This window comes from Halorarius litoreus (assembly GCF_024362405.1).
Classification (GTDB): domain Archaea; phylum Halobacteriota; class Halobacteria; order Halobacteriales; family Haloarculaceae; genus Halorarius; species Halorarius litoreus.
In genome coordinates, this window is the sequence record NZ_CP101454.1 from 3248437 (window position 1) to 3264119 (window position 15683).

Here is a 15683-nt window from a genome sequence, read left to right on the forward strand (position 1 = left end):
ACCCACCCGGCGGACAAAAGCACACCGCTCCGATAGGACAAAGACCCGTTTGACTCGCCACAAGGGATTTTTCAACCCCGAGTCAGCGTGGAGGCATGCGACGACGCACGCTGCTCCGCGGGACTGCGGGTGCCAGTCTCGGACTCTTCGCAGGCTGCACGGGCTCGGGGCCGGGCGTGGACGGAACTGACGAGCCGACCGACCCGTCCACGGATGCGACCCCGACCCCGACGCTGTCGGCGACACCGTGTCAGCCAAAAATCACGTCCACGGCGTTGGCGGTCGAGTCGGTCGTGTGTGGCATCGGTGAGAACGCGGCCGACGCGTCGGTCTCGCCGACTGGCGACGCTACTCCTGACGCCGACGGGAATCCGCCGACGTACACCGTGACCGTGACGGGTACCATCAGGGGGAGCGATACGTGTCACCGCGCGCGGCTCGTCGACGCCGAACCGGCATCGGACGAAGATACGCTCCGTGTCGTCGTCGAGTCGTACGTCCCGCAGTCGAACGAGACGGTCGCGTGCGGAGAGTGCATCGTCGACATCGACTACGAGGCGACCGTCGAGTTGGCGTGTGACTACTACGGCGTCGTGGCCGTCGTCCACAACGACGAGCAGGTCGCAGAGATACCGCTCCCGGAGTAGCTAGTTGCCGCTGCCGGCACCGCCGGTCGACTCGATTCGGTCTTCGTACTTCGAGAGCGACTCCTCCAGGGCGGCACTGGCGTCGATATCGAGGTCGTCGGCGAGCGCGAGGAGCGCGAACAGCGCGTCGCCGAGTTCGTCCCGCTCAACCGAGAGCGCGGCGGGCTCTGCGCCGTAGCCGCTGGCCGCGTTGGCGTCGGCTGCGAGCTCACCGACCTCCGCCGCGAGGTCGAGCAGTCGGTACGCTGGCGGGCAGTCGAGGTCGTAGGTGTCGACGAACGCCGCCACCCGGTCCTGTTGCTCCATGGATACGAGTGGCAGCGGCGCCACCGTAGGTGTCTTTCGGTCTGTGCCGGGAGCTACTCCACTGCCGCTCGGCACTCAAACACGGCGTCGGCCGTCCACTGGATGACGGGTTCGCCGTCGACCAGTCCCGTCAGGCGGTTGACCACGTTCCCCGTGCGCTCGTTTGCCGCGTCGGTCTCCAGCACTTCAAACCGGACGGAGAGGGTGTCGCCAGGTTTCACCGGGCGAATCCACTGGAGGTCGCGGACGCCACGGACGCCGGCGCTCGCGGACTCCGAGAGGTAGTGATCCACGAGCAGCCGCATACAGATGGACGCCGTGTGCCACCAGGGGGGATGAGCCCCCCGAACATCGACTGTTCGGCGGCCCTTTCGTCGACGTGGAACGGCTGCGTGTCGTACTGCTCGGCGAACTCTAGGATCCCCTCATTCGTCACGTCGTAGCTGCCGAACTCGTGGACGTCGCCGACTTCGATGTCCTCGAAATAGCGCATATACCGGTCGATACACGAGTGGGTAAGTAACGCTGTCGACCACCGTGGCTCGTGCGGGCTGCGCACACGACGGGCGAGCCACCGGGTTCCCCCGTGCTGGCTGAGCCAGCCACCCCGTCGTGGCCGAATTCTCAGGGCACGCTGTCGGTGGCCGCGGCTTCCGATTTGAACCCTCGGATGGCCCCGGTGGGATGACTTTTGCTGGGGCCGCGCGTACGGACGTCGATGACCGAGTCGGACCCGCTGGCCGCGTTCGACGACGACCTGATTGCAGCTGTCGCCCGGGATCGAGATATCGGCGTCGCGCGCCTGAGTGCGGCGCTCTGTCGCCAGCAGGAGCACGCCCGCTCGCTTCCTGGCGTCGACGGCCTCGTCTACGAGTGGCGACGGTTCCTCCCCTACGACCCGCTGGTCCACCGGGGCGAGACGGCGTATTACCTCGTGTTCCTCCCGTCTGTCTGGGCGGAGTTCGGCGAGCAGTTGTCGTTCGACGAACCGCTCCTGGAGGCGGTCAAACGCGTCCACGACCAGCAGTTCAGCCGGGCACTCGCGTCGCTCGACGAGGACGACTCCGTACGAGAAGGCGGGGCGGCGATGGTGCTGACGCGCTAGGCCGGCGACGGCGTCGAGTCGCTCGCTGCCGTGTCTCCGTCAGCATCCAGCACGGCTTCGAGTTTCTCGTTGACGACGTAGTAGGCGACGAGGCCGAGGAGGACGAACGCCGCGGCCCCCTTCAGGCCGTACTCGCGGTAGCTCCACTGCAGTCCCTTCGTGAACAGCCCGTAGGCGTCTGGCATAGCTCGACGCTCGTGCGGCGAACCCAAAAGTCCAGGGGGGTTTGTCGCCCGCTCGGACGGGGTCGTGACGCTCGACCGGTCGGTGCTCGGCCACCAGCGCGAGGTCGTCGGTGTCCCGATCGGCGAGGCACGCGAGTGACCCTAAACGTAGGTTTCGGATAGCCAAGCGGCCTCCTGGTGGAATCAATCTTTATCCGCGTATCGAGAGTAGTTTTCCCCCGAGATGAGCACCCAGAAGCACGTCCGTCAGCAGGCCGGCACCGTCGAGGAGAACGCGCTCCGACTGGAGCGAGGGAAAGCCGAACAGCTCGTCGAGGCACTCAACACGGACCTCGCGGCGACGTACGTCGCGTACCACCAGATAAAGAAGCACCATTGGAACGTCGAGGGGGCGGAGTTCCGCGAGCTCCACGTCTACCTCGGAGAGGTGGCCGCAGACCTCGAAGCCGGGGCCGACGCGTTCGCCGAGCGCGCACAGGCGCTCGGGGGCGTCCCGCTCGCCGGGGGCGCGACCCTCGAAGCGAACGCGCCAGTCAGCCCAGAGGGCGAGGACGTCTACGACATCCGCACCTCGCTAGAGAACGACCTCGAGATGTTCGGCGACATCATCGAGAGCCTGCGCGACCACATCGCGCTCGCGGAGAACCTCGGCGACTACACCACGAGCGAGATCCTCCGCCGGAACGTCGAGGTCGTCGAAGAACACGCGCACCACTTCGAACACTACCTCGAGGACGACACGCTCGTCACCGAGGGCGCAGTCCAGTAACGTCCCCCGTTTTCGCCGTTATCGTTCGCAGGTCACCGTGTAGTCCGTCGAGAGCCAGGCCTCACAGTTGCCAGGCTCGGTGAACACGGTGCGGTCGGGGGACGTCGAGTGCGCGGAGAGCGCCACCGGGTCGTCGGTGGGCTCGGGGCCGCGCTCGGGAGCAGCCATCAGTCGGATTAGGCGGGCCTAAAAACAAAACGGTTGCGGTCGACTCACCGCTCAAAGATCGAGCCAGTCGGTCGTCACGTCGGCTTCGTGGAGGTGCCAGCGTTGCTGGGGGTGTCCTCCCTGCGTGCGAAGTTCCACCACCGCGTCGAACAGCGGGCTGAACGTCCGGACCGTGCGGGTGTCGAACGCGACCGGCAGGTGGTAGTGGGCCATGCCCTGGACGCTCCGGACTTCGCTGGTCAGCGCGTGGAGGAACCGGAACACGGATTCCTCGTCCTGTTCTTCGAGGAGCGGCCGCAGCGAATCGAAGCAGAGCCGGAGTTCCGCAGGGTCGAGTCCGTCCGCCGCGGCGGTGTCGATGGCCGCGCTGACGGCGCGACCGAGCGCGGGCAGGTCCTCGACCTGCGTGACGTCCGCTTCGAGGGTCGAGCCGCCGGCGGTCGCCGGCTGGGCTGCTGCCGCGCCCCGGGTCGTGGTGGCGTACTCGATGACGGTGTCGTCGCCGAGACACGCGTCGGTGCCCGTGGTTCCACCGTGGCGGTCCGTCGTGACGAACAGCCGGGTGCGGTCGACGCTGCTGTCACCGAGGAGCCGACTGCACGCGTCCGTGTGGGTGTGACCGGCCGTCGCCCCCACCACGAGCAGGTTGCTCCCGCGGCGTTTGAGCGCTGCCAGCGCTTGCGTGAACGCTGCAGCCTCCGTGTTCGCCGCTCCCGACTCCATAGCCATTCTTTCATATATGAGTCGCCCACATATAATAAGCGTTTTCCCCTGCTTCCCACTCGAAACGAACTCCGAACCGTCCACACAGCCGTGACAGGGGTTTTATCGTCTCCCGTCGAACTATCCCCATGAGCGACGCCGACGAGCTGGCCCCGCTGCTGGACGAGCTGGCGACGACCCTCGACGAGCTCCGGACCGAACTCGACGACCAGCGCCCCCGCCGACTCCGTGACCTCCTGCAGTTCACCGAGGAGTACACCATCCCCGCCATCATCGCCCTCCTCGAGACGAACATCCGCCTGCTGGAACTGACCGCCGGCGCCATCCGACTCACCGACGGGCGGTTCGGCGACCGGCGTCGAACCAGCCGCGGTGACGTCGCTGCCGATGCCCTCGAGCGCGCGCTCGACGACCTCGGCGGCGCGCTCCGCGGCGACCCGACAGACCCCGACGCCCGCCAGCTCCTGGAGGAAGCCCGTGACCTCCGGCGCGAGGTCCAGGGTCGACTCCAGACAGAACGCGACGACGCGGCAAGCCGACGACAGGACGACGAGTCGGGATACCGGGTGCCCGTCGAAGCCGAGTCGGATCAAGAGGGCCGCGTCGACGTGGAGGCCGAACTGGAGACCATCAAGCGCGAACTCGGCTCGTCGGCCGACGAGACTGCGGGCGAAGCTGCGAGCGACGAGTCGACCGGCGAGTCGGATGGAGACGACGCCCCCCCAGGGAACGAACAGCACTCGGGCGAAAACTGACGGCGCCGACGGCGTTTATTAGGCTGGCTGCATGGTGATGGTACGATGACAGAGTCCGGGTGCCACTACCAGCTCTTTCTCCGCGAGGACGTGCCGGCGCACGCCGCACGCCACCAGCAGTCCCTCGTCGACCGTCTTCGCGGACAGGTCGACGCGGTCACGGTCACACGCTGGCCGAAACGGGTCCGCCGCTGGAGCGACGGCGACGTTCTCGACCGATACGACGAGTTCGCCCACTGGGCCGATGAGCGCGACGCCGACCTCTCGCCGTTCTTCGGCTCGCGGGGCGTCTACTCGTTCGAAGACGGCAGACAGTTCGACGCGCTCGTGCTCCCCGTCTGCTGTCTCGCCATCTACCACGACGATGAGCTCGAAGCGGTCTACCCCCACACCGCGGGTGGCACCCACTACTCGGTCGAAGACGCCCTCGAGTTGCTCGGCGGTGCCGAGGCCAGCGAGGCCCAGACGGACGCCGAACCCGCGGACTGACGCCGGCGCCGGCATCCGGTAGCAGTCACGTAGGGTAACCAGGTTGCGAACGGTCACGGAACCGTATTGATACCACATCTCATAGTTCGAAGTGCTATGCCAGATGGTGGGGGATCGAACCGTGAGGAGCACCGCCCGGACGTCGCCAAACTGTACGTCCGCAACGACGCGCCGTTCGTCGCGCGCGACCGCGTTCGCGAAGTCCAGAGCCGACTGCAGGACGCGGGTGTCGAGGTCACCGTCGACCACTGGGGGCGTCGCATTCCGTGGGACGACGCCCGCGAGGCCCACGACGCCTTCGAGACGTTCGCCGAGTGGGCCGCATCGGAAGGCGTCTCGCTCGAACCCGCGTTCCAGCGGAGCTGTCACACGTCCCACTACACCGGCGAGGCGGTCGAGGTGCTCGTCCCGCCGGTGGTGACGCTCGTGGCCTACGACCGTGACGAGAGCCAGCCGCTCGCCGTCTATCCCCACCGTGACGGCAAGAGACAGGTCTCCGTCGAAGACGGGCTGAAACAGCTCGAACAGCCCCGGTCTATCCGTCCCGCCTGATCGCGTCCCTTACGACTCCGGCTCGAACCGGTAGCCATCCCACGACTGACTGTCGGGGTGGCGAATCCCCGCACCCGGTTCTCGCAGTTCCTCGACGTACACCGGCTGGACCGTGTCCCCGGTTTCGACGTCGCCGGTGGTGAACTGGACGAGCGCGCGAACCGACTCGCCGTCGACGTCGAACTCGACGATGCCGAGGTGGTTCGGCTCGCGGACGCCCGGTGGCGTCGAGTGCGAGGTGGTCCACGTCACGACGGTCGCTGTTCGACCCGAGAGGTCGACGGTTTCGGTCTGTTCCTCGCCGCAATCGGGACACAGCGTGTGGCCCGGATAGGTCAGGTGGCCGTTCGGACAGCGGTGGGCTTCGAACGCGGCCATCTCAGTTCGCCTCCATGATACACGTCGTGACACAGTTACCGAACCCGCCGACGTTGCAGGCGAGGCCGACCTCGGCGTCGACCTGTCGGTTGCCTGCGTCGCCCATCAGTTGTTGATAGATCTCGTAGCCCTGGGCGACCCCCGACGCACCGAGCGGGTGCCCCTTGCTCTTCAGCCCACCGGAGGTGTTGATGGGCAGAGCACCGTCCCGCGCGGTGACGCCGGCTTCGGCGTCCTCCCAGGCCTTGCCCTTCTCGGCGAACCCGAGGTCCTCGTACTGCAGGAACTCGAGGATGGTGAACATGTCGTGGAGTTCCGCCACGTCGATGTCGTCGGGGCCGTAGCCCGACAGCTCGTACGCCTGTCGACCGGACTCGACGACGCCACCCATCACCGTCGGGTCCTCCCGCTCGTGGACGACGTGGGTGTCCGTCGCGCCCGCCACGCCCGCAACCGTCACGTAGTCGTCCGTGTACTCGTGGGCGACGTCTTCGGGACAGAACAGCAGCGCGGCCGACCCGTCCGTGATGGGGCAGAAGTCGTACAGTCGGAGCGGGTCGGCGACGATGGGTGACTCGAGGGCGGTCTCGGCGTCGATCTCCTTGCGGAACTGCGCGTGGGGGTTGTCGACGCCGTTGCGGTGGTTCTTGACCGCGACCGTCGCCAGCGCCTCTCTGGGGGCGTCGTAGCGTTCGAGGTAGTGGCGCGCGGTCATCCCCGCGAACGAGGGGAGCGTCACGCCGGTCTTGTACTCGACCGGGTGCGTCAGCGAGGCGATGATGTCCGTCGACTCCGCCGTGGTTCGGTGTGTCATCTTCTCGCCGCCGACGAGCAGCGTCATCTCGCTGGCGCCCGAGGCGACCGACTGCCACGCCGCGTAGATGCCTGCCCCGCCCGACGACGAGGTCTGGTCGACCCGCTGGGTGTACGCCGGCATCGCGCCGAGGTCGTGTGCGAGCGCGTTCGGAACGCCCGTCTGGCCCTCGAACTCGCCGCTGGCCATGTTCGAGACGTAGAGGTGGTCGACCGCCGACGGCGCGAGGTTCGCGTCGTCGAGGCAGGCTGCGCCCGCCTCCGCGAGCAGTTCGCTGACCCACGCGTCGCGTTGCCCGAACTGGGTCATCGACGCGCCGATGATGGCTACCTCACTCATACCCGCGTCGTCGACGGGGCCGGTGGTAATCCTTCGGGTCGGCCTACCACTCCATGCCGCCGTTGACGGCGAGAATCTGCCCCGTCATGTACGAGGAGTTCTCGCTCGCGAGGAACTGAACGATGCCCGCCACGTCGTCGGGCGTCGCGAACCGATTGAGTGGAATGCGGTCGAGGATCTTCTCCTTGACGCGCTCGGGGACCGTCTCCAACATGTCGGTCGCGACGAACCCCGGGGAGACACAGTTCGCGGTCGACCCGGAGGCCGCCATCTCCAGCGCGATAGTTCGGGTGAAGCCGAACATGCCGGATTTGGTGGTGGCGTAGTTCGCCTGCCCGTAGTTACCCTGCTGGCCCACGACGCTCGAGATGTTGATGAGCCGCCCCTGGTCGGACGCACAGAGGTCCTCGAAGTAGGCGTTCGTGTTGTTGAACACGCCGCCGAGGTTGACGTCCATCACCGTGTCCCAGTCCTCACGATCCATGTTCTCGAACTTCTTGTCGATGGTGAGCCCGGCGTTGTTCACGAGCACGTCGGCCGGACCGAACGCCTCTCGCGTGCGCTCGGCCATCGTCTCGACCTCGGCCATCTCCGAGACGTCGGCCTGGATGGGCACCGCGCTCCCGGGGCCCTCCTCGATAGCCTCGGCCACCTCGTACGCCTTGCCCTCCGACGACCGGTAGTTGACGACGACGTTCGCGCCCTCGGCACCCAGCTCTTCGGCGATCGCTCTCCCGATTCCTCTCGATGCGCCCGTAACCACGCATGTCAGATCGTCCATTGTCATGTTTCAACTGGCAAACCGTGGGCACCCCGGTGGCCTTCCTCACCGGGGCCCCCCTACTCCCACGTTCGCTATGTGTGACTCGGAATCTTTTGCCCCATAAGGACTATCCTTGTATTCCCTTATACAAAATCGCGTGTATACTAGTACCAAGTCAATATACCCTCACCGGCCGAGATTCGGGCGTTCTTGGGTACCAAACAGTTCATATAGAGATTGGTATGTGATTGTAACACATAATTCTGCAGGAACTATAGTGACAGTATTGTGAGCAGACCTGGCCGACTACCGCCACGGCCGCGAGATTACGACAGATTCTTTAGGTCGGCCTAAACTATTCCAGGTGATGACCGATACCTGTGTGGTGGTCCCCACCATCCGCGAGTACGAGTGCGTTCGTGCGTACGTCGCGAACGCCCAGGAGCACGGGCACGAGGATAGACTGTTCTTTCTTCTCGTAACTGAAGACTTCTGCGACACCGATGCGATGCGCGCGATGCTCGACGACCTCGACGTCGACGGCGCTGTGTTCGACGGCACCGCGCGCGACGAGTGGTACGCCGAGCAGGGCATCGCGGAGTACGGCCACGTCGTTCCCGCCGCGTCGCACGCCGAGACCTCCTTCGGCCTGCTGTATCTGTGGGCGAACGACTTCGAGTACGGCTTCTTCATCGACGACGACACGCTGCCGCACGACACCGACTTCTTCGGGACGCACTTCGAGAACCTCGCACACGAGGGCTCCGTGACCGAGGTCCGCTCGGACGAGCAGTGGGTGAACGTCCTCTACCAGAACTTCGAGGAACACGGACTCTACCCCCGCGGCTACCCATACGCCGCGATGGACGAGACCGTCGAGACCGACACGGCGACCCTCGAACGGGGCGACGTGGTCGCCTCACAGGGCCTCTGGACGAACGTCCCCGACCTCGACGCCGTCCGCATCCTGATGGATGGCGACCTGCAGGGGCAGGCACAGACCCGCACCACCGCCGACGACTACGGCGAGGACTTCGTCGCCGCCGAGGGCCAGTATCTCACGGTCTGTTCGATGAACCTCGCGTTCCGCCGCGAGGTCGTCCCTGCCTTCTACCAGCTGCCGATGGACGACAACGAGTGGGACGTCGGCCGCTTCGACGACATCTGGTCGGGCGTGTTCCTCAAGCGCGCCTGCGACCTCCTCGGCAAGCAGATCTACAACGGCGCGCCGCTCTGCGAGCACAACAAGGCACCGCGCCCCACCTTCGACGACCTGAACAACGAGGTCCCCGCGCTCGAACTGAACGAACACGTCTGGGAGGTCGTCGACCCGGTGGGCGAGGACGCCGACGACTACCACGAGGCGTTCGCCGCGATGGCCGACGCCCTCGCGGACGACGACTTCTCGCAGTGGACCAACGGCGAGTTCCTCAACTTCGTCGGCGAGCACATGCGCGACTGGCTCGCGGCGCTCGACGCCCTGGAGACGCCGACGGCCGACACGCGGGCAACGGTGGTGGCCGACGATGACTGAACCGACAGGGTTAACCGAATTAGGCGACCCTAAATCCAACATGGACAGCGACGACCGGAGCGCGACGCGTCGCCGCTACCTCGTCGCCGCCGGCACTGCCGGACTCACCGGACTCGCGGGCTGTAACGGCCTGCTCGGCAACGGCACCGAGACGCCGTCCGGAACGAACGAGACCGGCGGCGGAGAATCCGAGCCGGAACAGATCGGGTCCGGACGCGAAGGCCGCGAACTCACGGGTGGCGTGCCGATGGCCGAGCTCCCCGACCTCGCAGGTGAACTCGACATCTACTCCGGGCGCGGTGAGGCGCTCGTCGGCGAACTCGTCGAGTTCATCGACGACATGTATCCGGACCTCACGCTCCGCGTGCGCTACGGCAGTTCGACGGACCTCGTCAACAAGATCCTCACCGAGGGCGACAACTCCCCGGCGGACGTCTTCTACTCGGTCAACGCGGGCGCGCTCGGCGCGCTCGCCGAGCGCGACCGGGCGACGCCGCTCCCGGACCGCGTCCTCGACTTCGTCGGCGAGGAGTTCCGGGACCCCGACGGCCGCTGGATCGGGACCTCGGGTCGCGCACGCAGCATCCCGTACAACACCGACCAGTTCTCGGCGAGCGACATCCCGACGGACGTGTTCGCGTTCCCGGACGCCGAGCGGTTCGCGGGCAACATCGGCTGGACCCCGGTGTACGGCTCGTTCCAGGCGTTCGTGACGGCGATGCGCATCCTCAACGGCCGAGCCGAGACGAAGGCGTGGCTCGAAGGGATGCTCGACGCGAACGTCCAGTCGTACAACGACGAGTTCACGCTGACGCAGGCGGTCGCCGACGGCGAAATCGGCGCGGGCTTCGCGAACCACTACTACAGCCTGCGCGTGCTCGACGCGCGGCCGAACGCACCGCTCGACCTCGCGTTCACGGACGGCGACGCCGGCTCCATCTTCAACGTGGCCGGTGCAGCGGCCGTCGACACCGCAAACGACTCGGAACTGGCCGCGAACTTCGTGATGCACCTGCTGTCGGCGGAGGCACAGGACTACTTCGCGACGACGACGTTCGAGTACCCGCTCGTCGCGGACGTCGAGCCGGTCCAGCCCGGCAGCATCGAGCTGCCGACCATCGACGAACTGAACCCCCCGCAGGGGCTGAACCTCTCTCAACTCGCGGACATCGGCCCGACGCTGGAGCTGATGCGCGAGGTCGGACTCAACGTGTAGCCTCATGGCGACCGAAGGCGCGAAACGACTGGTGACGGGGGCGAAACGGGAGCGCTCGCTGCCGCTCGTTCTCGTCGCCGGCGCCATCGCCGCCGCGGTCGTCTCTCCCCTGCTGTGGGTGGTCGCCAGCGCACTCGACGCCACCGACGCGCTCGACCTGCTCTCCAGCCCGACGACGATAGAGGTGTTCGTCAACAGCGCGTTCCTCGTCGTCGGTGTCACCGCCTTCTCCATCGCCATCGGCGTTCCGGCCGCGTATCTCACCGTCCGCACCGACCTCCCCTTCAGGAGGCTGTTCACCGTGCTGCTGGCGATGCCGCTCGTCATCCCCTCGTACATCGGCGCGTTCGCGTTCGTCTCGGCGTTCGGTCCGAGAGGCACGCTGCAGGACCTGTTCGCCCCGCTGGGAATCGAGTCGCTCCCCTCCATCTACGGACTTCACGGTGCCGTCCTCGTCCTGACGCTCTACACGTACCCGTACGTGTTCCTCACCACGCGCGCGGCGCTGAAGAGCCTCGATACGACGCTCATCGACGCGGCCCGAACCCTCCGGCACTCGCGGTGGAGCGCGTTCAAGCGCGTCACCGTCCCGCAGATTCGACCCGCCGTCGCGGCGGGCGCGCTGCTCGTCGCGCTCTACGCGCTCTCTGATTTCGGGACGCCGGCCATCATGCGCTACGACGTGTTCACGAGCGTCATCTACTCCGTCTACGGCGACGTGCTCGGCGGGGGTCGTGACCTGGCGTCGCTGCTGTCGATGCAGCTCGTCGTCGCGACGATGGTCATCCTCGCCGTCGAGTCCCGCGTCCGGGGCTCCGGGGTCCAGAGCGAGAACCCGCGGGCGCACTCGACGCCGGTCCGCCTCGGTCGGTGGAAGTGGCCCGCGGTCGCCAGCTGTCTCGCGGTCGCCGCGCTCGCGCTCGCCGTCCCGCTCGGCGTGTTGACGACGTGGCTGTTCCGCGCGAACGAGGTGTCGAACTCACTCTCGTTCCAGCCGGTGGTCGTCGCGAACAGCGTGGGCGTCGCGGCGGCCGCAGCAATCGTCTCGGCGGTCGCCGCGCTCCCGGTGGCGTATCTCGCCACCCGCTCTGACTCGCCGCTCGCGAGCGCCTTCGAGCGCGCGTCGTACGTGGGCTACGCGGTGCCCGGCGTCGTGATGGGGCTCGCGCTCGTCTACTTCGGCGCGCGCTACGGCGGGGCGTTCTATCGCAACGGGCTTATCCTCCTGCCGCTTCTGGTGTTCGCATACGTGGTTCGGTTCCTGCCCCAGGCCGTCGGCTCCACCCGCGCGGCCTTCACCCAGGTCAGCGGCTCCCTCCCGGAAGCCGCGCGGACGCTCGGCCGGTCGCCCGTCGAGGCGTTCCGCGACGTGACCCTCCCGCTCGTCGCGCCGGGCATCGCCGCGGGCGCGGCGCTGGTGTTCCTCACCACGATGAAGGAACTGCCGGCGACCCTGCTCCTGCGACCAGCCGGGTTCGACACGCTCGTCACCCGCGTCTGGACGGCGTACGGTTCGGGACACGTCGGGCAGGCGGCCATCCCCGCGTTCGTCCTGCTGTTCGTCTCTGCGCTCTCCATGCTCGTGATACTGACGACGGAGGAGTACGATGTCGAGTGACCTACGCACCCCCGACCCGGCGACCGACACCGAGGCATCGACAGCCGAGCAGACGGGCGACCCCGTCCTCGAACTCGACGGCGTCTCGAAGGCGTACGGCGGGACGCGCGTCGTCCGGGACCTCTCGCTCACGGTCGAGGAGGGCGAACTGCTCACGCTCCTCGGCCCCTCGGGCTGTGGGAAGACGACGACGCTCCGGCTCATCGCCGGACTCGAACGCCCCACCGACGGGGAAATCCGGCTGAACGGTCGACCCGTCACGGGCGACGGCTTCGAACCCCCGGAAGAGCGCGACGTCGGCGTCGTGTTCCAGGAGTTCGCGCTGTTCCCGCATCTGACCGCCCGAGAGAACGTCGCGTTCGGGCTCACGGACCTCGACACCGACGAGCGCGAACGCCGGGTCGACGACCTGCTCGAACTCGTCGGGCTGACCGACCACGGCGACAAGCAGCCGGACGAACTGTCGGGGGGCCAGCAGCAGCGGGTCGCCCTCGCGCGCTCGCTCGCGCCCGAACCTCACTTGCTCCTGCTGGACGAACCGTTCTCGAACCTAGACGTCGACCTCAGAGTCGAGATGCGCGAGGAGGTGCGCCGCATCCTGAAGGAGGCCGGTGTCACGGCGGTCTCGGTCACGCACGACCAGGAGGAGGCGATGTCCATCTCCGACCGCGTCGCCGTGATGTACGACGGCCAGCTCGAACAGTCGGGGTCCCCAGAGGGCGTGTTCCAGCATCCCAAGTCCCGGTTCGTGGCCTCGTTCCTCGGACACGCGTCGTTCCTCTCCGGCCGGGTCGACGGCGACACGGTCCACACGGGCGTCGGCCCCATCGCCCGCGACACCATCCACGGACTCGCCCCCGAGTACGACGGGACGAACATCGACGTGCTGGTACGCCCTGACGACGTGGCGGCTCGCCCGCTGCGCGACGGCGAGGAGCCCAACGGCGAGGTCATTCACCGGCGCTACCTCGGCCCCACCATCCTCTACCGGGTCGAACTCGACACGGGCGACGTCGTCGGCTGCATGCACAACCACGCCGAGGAGGTGCCGCTCGACGACCCCGTCCGGGTGGAACTCGCCGCCGACCACGACCTCGCGTGGTTCCCGCAGGGGGCCAAGCGCGTGGCAGACGGGGGGCGCGTCGTGGATGAGCGATAGCGTCGACCGCGACACGCTCCTCCTCGCCGTCGTCTCGCTCGCCGCCGGCGCGCTCGTCTTCTACATCGCGACGGACCTGTTTCCCTACCACTCGTCGAACCACGACGAGGGCGTCTACCTCCAGCAGGCGCGGCTCCTGCTGGACGGTCGACTCTGGTTCTCCACGCCACTCACCGACGCCTTCCACTGGTGGTTCTTCGTCGAGGACGGCAGCCAGCTCTACGGCAAGTACCAGCCCGTCGTCCCCGCGCTGTTCGCGGTGGGGCTCGCGGTCGGTGCCCCCCGGCTGGTGTTGGCGGTGGTTGGGGCCGGGGTCGTCGCCCTCGTCGGACTTCTCACGCGCGAGGCGTACGACGGCCCGACGAGCGTGGTCGCCGCGCTGCTCGTCGTCGCCTCCCCGCTCTATCTGCTGACCACCAGTACGTTCCTCGCGTACGCGCCCACGACCCTCCTCAATCTGACCTTCGCGTACGCATACGTGCGTCTCGTCCGGACGGGGCGCCACGGCTGGGGACTCCTTGCTGGGCTCGCCGTTGGGCTGGCGTTCTTCGCCCGACCGTACACCGCAGTCCTGTTCGCCCTCCCGTTCATCGGGCACGCGCTGTGGCTCCTCTGGACTGCCCGCGAGAACCGCTCCGCACTCGAATGGCGCCTCACACGCCTGCTGCCGGTCGCAGGGCTCGGCCTCCTGTTCGTCGGGCTCACGTTCGCGTACAACCTCGTGGTGACGGGCGACGCCTTGCTGTTCCCGTTCGCCGCGTTCGCGCCCGAAGACGGCATCGGGTTCGGCCACCGGGAGATTCTGGGGTACAGCCGCGAGTACACGTTCGCGCTCGCGCTCCGAGCGAACGCGACGATGCTGTGGGAGTTCGTGACCCGGTTCGTCGCTGCGCCGCCCCTGGGCGCGGTGCTCGCGGGAATCGGTATCGCACTCCTCGGTGTACGGGCGCACAGCGAACCAGGGACGCCTGCCAACGCCGGCCGCGACTCCCGGCTCTCGCACGCCACCCTTCGTCTGGTGCTCCTGGGTGTGTCGGTCTCGGTCGTCGTGGGCAACGTCGCGTTCTGGGGCAACCTCAACGCGCTCGCGGACCTCTCGGACCCGACCGACGGTCTCGTCGCGCAGTTCGGCCCGTTCTACCACTACGACCTCCTGCTCCCGCTGTCGGTGTTCGGCGCCGCGGGGGCCGTGTGGCTCGTCCGCCAGACGCACGCACTCGCGGTGCGACGGGTGGGTCGTCGCCGTGCGCTCGCGATCGTTCTCGGCCTCGCGCTCGTGACCGCGCCCGTAGTCGGCCTCGCAGAGGCGAACGCGCTCTCGACACCCATCGAGGAGAACCGCGCATTCACCGAGCGGTACGACAGTGCCTACGAGCCGTTCGAGGACCGGCGCTACGAGAACGCGGTGGTGTTCGTGCCCACACCGTACGGCGAGTGGCTCGGCCATCCCTTCCAGTGGCTCCGCAACGACGCCGGGCTCGACGGCGAGACGGTGTACGCGCTCGACCGTGCCCCAGGTGAGGACTTCCGCGTGCTCGATGCGTATCCCGACCGCACACCGTACCGGTTCACGTACCGCGGAGAGTGGGGAGGCGCTCCGGAGCCCGTGACTGCCCACGTCGAGCCACTGGACGTTCGCGAGGGGGAGAGCCACCGCATCCGCTTCGAGACAGGGGTCGTCGGGCGCCCCACGACAGTCCGGCTTTCGGATGGGGACGACGCGGTGACCTACGACCTCGAACCCGGAGCGACGGACGCGCTCGCGGTCGAGTGGGTCGTGACGCCCGGTGTCGCACGGGTGGTCTCTCCGAACGCAGAGCGGCGTGGCATCGGTGTCGTGGACTTCGACGGGAGCGCCGAACTCCAGCTCGCGGTGACCTACGTGCAGGACGGCGGGGCCACCGTCACCTACCGACAGGAACTCGCCGTCGAGGAGCGTGGCGACACCGTCCGACTCGTCTGGCCGCCGGAGGTCGAGGTGTGTCGACTCACCAGTGACTGCGGGCACGAGGGAATGTACGTTCCAGGCGGTGACTACCTGACCGGCGTGCAGGTGAACCAGACGGTCTCGTCTCGGTGACCCACCAAGCAAGCTAATCCTCGGAATTCTCTGGACTCAGGCCCCTTGCGTAGATATCTCGCTATTCGGCGATTGTCCAGATT

General features: G+C 67.4%; 18 protein-coding genes and 1 pseudogene. 11 read left to right on the top strand and 8 right to left on the bottom strand.

All coding sequences use genetic code 11. The annotated features are described in order from the left end of the window. Window positions 1-95: 95 nt before the first annotated feature. Window positions 96-647 (top strand): hypothetical protein, encoded by a 552-nt coding sequence (locus tag NL126_RS17200; protein WP_255196114.1) that lies wholly within the window; start codon window positions 96-98, stop codon window positions 645-647. Here NL126_RS17200 and NL126_RS17205 read toward each other — a convergent pair whose 3' ends face one another. Further along, complete coding sequence (locus NL126_RS17205) at window positions 648-953, bottom strand: MazG nucleotide pyrophosphohydrolase domain-containing protein (RefSeq protein WP_255196115.1); 306 nt, start codon at window positions 951-953, stop codon at window positions 648-650. It abuts the gene before it with no gap. Window positions 954-1006: 53 nt separating this feature from the next. After that, window positions 1007-1446: pseudogene (locus tag NL126_RS22085) on the bottom strand (MaoC/PaaZ C-terminal domain-containing protein). 225 nt (window positions 1447-1671) lie between these two features. Here NL126_RS22085 and NL126_RS17215 point away from each other — a divergent pair. Further along, on the top strand, window positions 1672-2058 hold the full coding sequence (locus tag NL126_RS17215) for a DUF8048 family protein (RefSeq protein ID WP_255196117.1): 387 nt from the start codon (window positions 1672-1674) through the stop codon (window positions 2056-2058). Here NL126_RS17215 and NL126_RS17220 read toward each other — a convergent pair. Further along, a complete protein-coding gene (locus tag NL126_RS17220; RefSeq protein WP_255196118.1) occupies window positions 2055-2243 on the bottom strand; it encodes a hypothetical protein in 189 nt (62 codons plus the stop codon). The genes NL126_RS17215 and NL126_RS17220 overlap by 4 nt on opposite strands. Before the next feature lie 223 nt (window positions 2244-2466). Between NL126_RS17220 and dpsA the strand changes: the two genes are divergently transcribed. Then, entirely contained in the window at window positions 2467-3012 is a 546-nt protein-coding gene (dpsA, locus tag NL126_RS17225) for a DNA starvation/stationary phase protection protein DpsA (protein WP_255196119.1), read from the top strand. Between the two features lie 18 nt (window positions 3013-3030). Here the strand turns inward: dpsA and NL126_RS17230 are convergent, their stop codons facing one another. Together NL126_RS17230 and NL126_RS17235 are read right to left on the bottom strand one after the other, a co-directional pair. Continuing rightward, complete coding sequence (locus NL126_RS17230; protein WP_255196120.1) at window positions 3031-3180, bottom strand: hypothetical protein; 150 nt, start codon at window positions 3178-3180, stop codon at window positions 3031-3033. 51 nt (window positions 3181-3231) lie between these two features. Continuing rightward, a complete protein-coding gene (locus NL126_RS17235; protein WP_255196121.1) occupies window positions 3232-3909 on the bottom strand; it encodes a DUF7504 family protein in 678 nt (225 codons plus the stop codon). Between the two features lie 122 nt (window positions 3910-4031). Between NL126_RS17235 and NL126_RS17240 the strand changes: the two genes are divergently transcribed. The 3 genes from NL126_RS17240 to NL126_RS17250 all read left to right on the top strand — a co-directional run bounded on the left by NL126_RS17240 (window position 4032) and on the right by NL126_RS17250 (window position 5699). Continuing rightward, the gene (locus NL126_RS17240) at window positions 4032-4658 is read left to right on the top strand and encodes a DUF7547 family protein (RefSeq protein ID WP_255196122.1); all 627 of its coding nucleotides are present in this window, start codon (window positions 4032-4034) and stop codon (window positions 4656-4658) included. A gap of 45 nt (window positions 4659-4703) precedes the next feature. Beyond that, complete coding sequence (locus NL126_RS17245) at window positions 4704-5147, top strand: HTH domain-containing protein (protein WP_255196123.1); 444 nt, start codon at window positions 4704-4706, stop codon at window positions 5145-5147. Window positions 5148-5243: 96 nt separating this feature from the next. After that, window positions 5244-5699 (top strand): HTH domain-containing protein, encoded by a 456-nt coding sequence (locus tag NL126_RS17250; RefSeq protein WP_255196124.1) that lies wholly within the window; start codon window positions 5244-5246, stop codon window positions 5697-5699. Between the two features lie 9 nt (window positions 5700-5708). Here the strand turns inward: NL126_RS17250 and NL126_RS17255 are convergent, their stop codons facing one another. The 3 genes from NL126_RS17255 to NL126_RS17265 are packed head-to-tail and all read right to left on the bottom strand — an operon-like array spanning window position 5709 to window position 8017. Then, the gene (locus NL126_RS17255; protein ID WP_255196125.1) at window positions 5709-6077 is read right to left on the bottom strand and encodes a Zn-ribbon domain-containing OB-fold protein; all 369 of its coding nucleotides are present in this window, start codon (window positions 6075-6077) and stop codon (window positions 5709-5711) included. Window position 6078: 1 nt separating this feature from the next. Continuing rightward, on the bottom strand, window positions 6079-7230 hold the full coding sequence (locus tag NL126_RS17260; protein WP_255196126.1) for a thiolase family protein: 1152 nt from the start codon (window positions 7228-7230) through the stop codon (window positions 6079-6081). 43 nt (window positions 7231-7273) lie between these two features. Then, window positions 7274-8017 carry a beta-ketoacyl-ACP reductase gene (locus NL126_RS17265; protein WP_255196127.1) on the bottom strand — a complete coding sequence of 248 codons (744 nt, stop codon included), beginning with the start codon at window positions 8015-8017 and terminating at the stop codon, window positions 7274-7276. A gap of 343 nt (window positions 8018-8360) precedes the next feature. Between NL126_RS17265 and NL126_RS17270 the strand changes: the two genes are divergently transcribed. The 5 genes from NL126_RS17270 to NL126_RS17290 are packed head-to-tail and all read left to right on the top strand — an operon-like array spanning window position 8361 to window position 15600. Further along, on the top strand, window positions 8361-9527 hold the full coding sequence (locus tag NL126_RS17270; RefSeq protein WP_350355461.1) for an alpha-1 4-glucan-protein synthase: 1167 nt from the start codon (window positions 8361-8363) through the stop codon (window positions 9525-9527). Between the two features lie 40 nt (window positions 9528-9567). Then, complete coding sequence (locus NL126_RS17275; protein ID WP_255196129.1) at window positions 9568-10743, top strand: extracellular solute-binding protein; 1176 nt, start codon at window positions 9568-9570, stop codon at window positions 10741-10743. 4 nt (window positions 10744-10747) lie between these two features. Continuing rightward, window positions 10748-12361, top strand: coding sequence for an ABC transporter permease (locus NL126_RS17280; RefSeq protein ID WP_255196130.1), 1614 nt, complete (start codon window positions 10748-10750; stop codon window positions 12359-12361). After that, window positions 12351-13520: an ABC transporter ATP-binding protein gene (locus NL126_RS17285; protein ID WP_255196131.1), complete on the top strand. Its 1170-nt coding sequence runs from the start codon at window positions 12351-12353 to the stop codon at window positions 13518-13520. Before NL126_RS17280 ends, NL126_RS17285 begins: the two co-directional genes overlap by 11 nt. Then, the gene (locus NL126_RS17290) at window positions 13510-15600 is read left to right on the top strand and encodes an ArnT family glycosyltransferase (RefSeq protein WP_255196132.1); all 2091 of its coding nucleotides are present in this window, start codon (window positions 13510-13512) and stop codon (window positions 15598-15600) included. Before NL126_RS17285 ends, NL126_RS17290 begins: the two co-directional genes overlap by 11 nt. Window positions 15601-15683: the final 83 nt, after the last annotated feature.

Coding starts and splice junctions, on each gene's coding strand:
- NL126_RS17200 (WP_255196114.1), top strand. CDS start 96: ATGCGACGACGCACGCTGCTCCGCGGGACTGCGGGTGCCAGTCTCGGA.
- NL126_RS17205 (WP_255196115.1), bottom strand. CDS start 953: ATGGAGCAACAGGACCGGGTGGCGGCGTTCGTCGACACCTACGACCTC.
- NL126_RS17215 (WP_255196117.1), top strand. CDS start 1,672: ATGACCGAGTCGGACCCGCTGGCCGCGTTCGACGACGACCTGATTGCA.
- NL126_RS17220 (WP_255196118.1), bottom strand. CDS start 2,243: ATGCCAGACGCCTACGGGCTGTTCACGAAGGGACTGCAGTGGAGCTAC.
- dpsA (WP_255196119.1), top strand. CDS start 2,467: ATGAGCACCCAGAAGCACGTCCGTCAGCAGGCCGGCACCGTCGAGGAG.
- NL126_RS17230 (WP_255196120.1), bottom strand. CDS start 3,180: ATGGCTGCTCCCGAGCGCGGCCCCGAGCCCACCGACGACCCGGTGGCG.
- NL126_RS17235 (WP_255196121.1), bottom strand. CDS start 3,909: ATGGCTATGGAGTCGGGAGCGGCGAACACGGAGGCTGCAGCGTTCACG.
- NL126_RS17240 (WP_255196122.1), top strand. CDS start 4,032: ATGAGCGACGCCGACGAGCTGGCCCCGCTGCTGGACGAGCTGGCGACG.
- NL126_RS17245 (WP_255196123.1), top strand. CDS start 4,704: ATGACAGAGTCCGGGTGCCACTACCAGCTCTTTCTCCGCGAGGACGTG.
- NL126_RS17250 (WP_255196124.1), top strand. CDS start 5,244: ATGCCAGATGGTGGGGGATCGAACCGTGAGGAGCACCGCCCGGACGTC.
- NL126_RS17255 (WP_255196125.1), bottom strand. CDS start 6,077: ATGGCCGCGTTCGAAGCCCACCGCTGTCCGAACGGCCACCTGACCTAT.
- NL126_RS17260 (WP_255196126.1), bottom strand. CDS start 7,230: ATGAGTGAGGTAGCCATCATCGGCGCGTCGATGACCCAGTTCGGGCAA.
- NL126_RS17265 (WP_255196127.1), bottom strand. CDS start 8,017: ATGACAATGGACGATCTGACATGCGTGGTTACGGGCGCATCGAGAGGA.
- NL126_RS17270 (WP_350355461.1), top strand. CDS start 8,361: ATGACCGATACCTGTGTGGTGGTCCCCACCATCCGCGAGTACGAGTGC.
- NL126_RS17275 (WP_255196129.1), top strand. CDS start 9,568: ATGGACAGCGACGACCGGAGCGCGACGCGTCGCCGCTACCTCGTCGCC.
- NL126_RS17280 (WP_255196130.1), top strand. CDS start 10,748: ATGGCGACCGAAGGCGCGAAACGACTGGTGACGGGGGCGAAACGGGAG.
- NL126_RS17285 (WP_255196131.1), top strand. CDS start 12,351: ATGTCGAGTGACCTACGCACCCCCGACCCGGCGACCGACACCGAGGCA.
- NL126_RS17290 (WP_255196132.1), top strand. CDS start 13,510: ATGAGCGATAGCGTCGACCGCGACACGCTCCTCCTCGCCGTCGTCTCG.